Source organism: Mesorhizobium qingshengii (assembly GCF_900103325.1).
In the GTDB taxonomy this organism is placed as follows: domain Bacteria; phylum Pseudomonadota; class Alphaproteobacteria; order Rhizobiales; family Rhizobiaceae; genus Mesorhizobium; species Mesorhizobium qingshengii.
This window is the reverse complement of record NZ_FMXM01000100.1, coordinates 1-1,666: the sequence shown is the minus strand read 5'-3', so window position 1 is coordinate 1,666 and position 1,666 is coordinate 1. Positions and strand designations below refer to the sequence as shown.

Annotated in this window: 2 protein-coding genes and 2 pseudogenes; all 4 read right to left on the bottom strand. The window is 57.7% G+C overall.

Features of this window, described 5'->3' with window-relative positions; genetic code table 11:
• A pseudogene (locus tag BLS48_RS34540) lies at positions 1–245 on the bottom strand (IS701 family transposase); the annotation flags it as partial.
• 48 nt (positions 246–293) lie between these two features.
• Entirely contained in the window at positions 294–746 is a 453-nt protein-coding gene (locus BLS48_RS34535) for a Ros/MucR family transcriptional regulator (RefSeq protein ID WP_038655158.1), read from the bottom strand.
• 68 nt (positions 747–814) lie between these two features.
• Positions 815–1,519, bottom strand: a complete 705-nt coding sequence (locus tag BLS48_RS34530) for an IS6 family transposase (RefSeq protein ID WP_038655155.1) — start codon at positions 1,517–1,519, stop codon at positions 815–817.
• 53 nt (positions 1,520–1,572) lie between these two features.
• A pseudogene (locus BLS48_RS34525) lies at positions 1,573–1,666 on the bottom strand (helix-turn-helix domain-containing protein); the annotation flags it as partial.

Genomic DNA, 1,666 nt, shown 5'->3' with positions numbered 1-1,666 from the left:
CTGCCTGATGGCCGGCATGCTCGGTTGTGGCGGCGGCCCCCGACTCTTTTTTTTCCGTCCCGCTGCTTTGAGGCGGCGGGATTGGAGAAAGGCGTAGGCGATCATGGTCATCAAGGCGTGTCTGTGTAATCCAGTCCAGGATCTACCTTCGAAGTGGTCGAGGCCGAGTTCCTCTTTCAACTGCTGAGGTGCCTGCTCGCGTCGGCCGGTAAGTTCGACACATAGTATTTCTGCTCGCCAGTCGAGATTGACGCGTCATCGCATCGAGCCCGCTTGCCTGAGGCAGGGTCTTCTTAGGCCTTCACCCGCTTGGCTGGCGCCTTCTTGGTGGGCATTTTTGCGCTCGCCTTGCGACCAAGTCCGAAAGACTTCGCCAGCTCTGACCGTTGTGCAGCGTAGCTTGGTGCCACCATAGGGTAGTCCCGCGCCAACCCCCACTTAGCTCGATACTCGTCAGGCGTCATGCCAAGCAAGCCCAAGTGCCGTTTCATCGACTTGAACTTGCGCCCGTCTTCCAAAGAAATGATGTGGTCGGGAAACACAGACTTTTTGGGATTGACCGCCGGTGTCGGTGTTGGCTGCTCGACTACAGCTGGCTTGACTAAGCTAACGAGAGCGGAGTTCACTGAAGAAATTAGATCGGGCAGGCCTGCTACAGGTACTGCGTTATTTTGGACAAACGCCGCGACAATATCCGCGGTCAATTCCATCAATTCCGCATTCTGGCGATTGTTCTCTTCGGTCATTCATCAACTCCTATTCCGGCGCTGTCACATTGTTTGAAGCGTGGACGCGCGGAAGCCCACAGCTGTTTTCAGGCAATCTGCAACGCCACGGCCTTCCATTCTGCCATGGCATTGAGGCGGTGAGTTCGGATCTGCGTGGCAGACCTGTTTGAGCGGGAGGGGACAAAGACATTGCGTATGGCGGAGAAGACGGAGACGAAATGCTGAAGGGAGCCAATGCTGCGGAAGCCTTGCCGAATGCGCTCCCGCTTTCGAAACGGCAGGTGAGAGTTCTCCGCCCGGTTGTTGAGGCCCTTGTGCGACCGGTGCTCGATATTGGGCATGACCTGACGTCTTGCCGCTGAATAGGAGCGCAGCTTATCGGTGACGATACGCTTCAGCGACAGGCCTTGCTTCTTCAGCAGACGAATGAGCAGACGCCTGGCCGCCTTGGTATTGCGGCGGGTCTGCGCGATCTCATCCAGCACATAGCCGTCCTGGTCGACGGCGCGCCACAGCCGGCACCGTCTGCCGTTGATGCGCACGGCTACCTCATCAAGATGCCAGACATCGTCTTTCGATGGCGCCTTGCGGCGCAGGCGACGTGCATAATCGGGACTGTGCTTCTTTCCCCTGCGGCGAATGTTCTCGTAGGAGACGACGATCCCCCGCTCCAGCAGCATTTCTTCAACATCGCGCAGGCTCAGCCCGAACCGGCAATAAAGCCAGGCGGCATGAGCAACGATTTCGATCGGGAAGCGATGGTTCTTGTAGGTGGCGCATGCTTCGACCATGCCAACCTGACTTATCGTCAAACCGTTAAGCCAAAATCAATGTGACAGCACCTGTCGCGTTGGAACAGCGGCACACCGATCTCGGCCTCGAGCTGCTGAATGCGAGTGGTGACGTTAGAAGGGACGCGGCCGAGCAATCCGGCAGCT

What these genes read in the sequence shown, in the direction of transcription:
- BLS48_RS34535 (WP_038655158.1), bottom strand. Translation starts at nt 746, where the DNA reads ATGACCGAAGAGAACAATCGCCAGAATGCGGAATTGATGGAATTGACC.
- BLS48_RS34530 (WP_038655155.1), bottom strand. Translation starts at nt 1,519, where the DNA reads ATGGTCGAAGCATGCGCCACCTACAAGAACCATCGCTTCCCGATCGAA.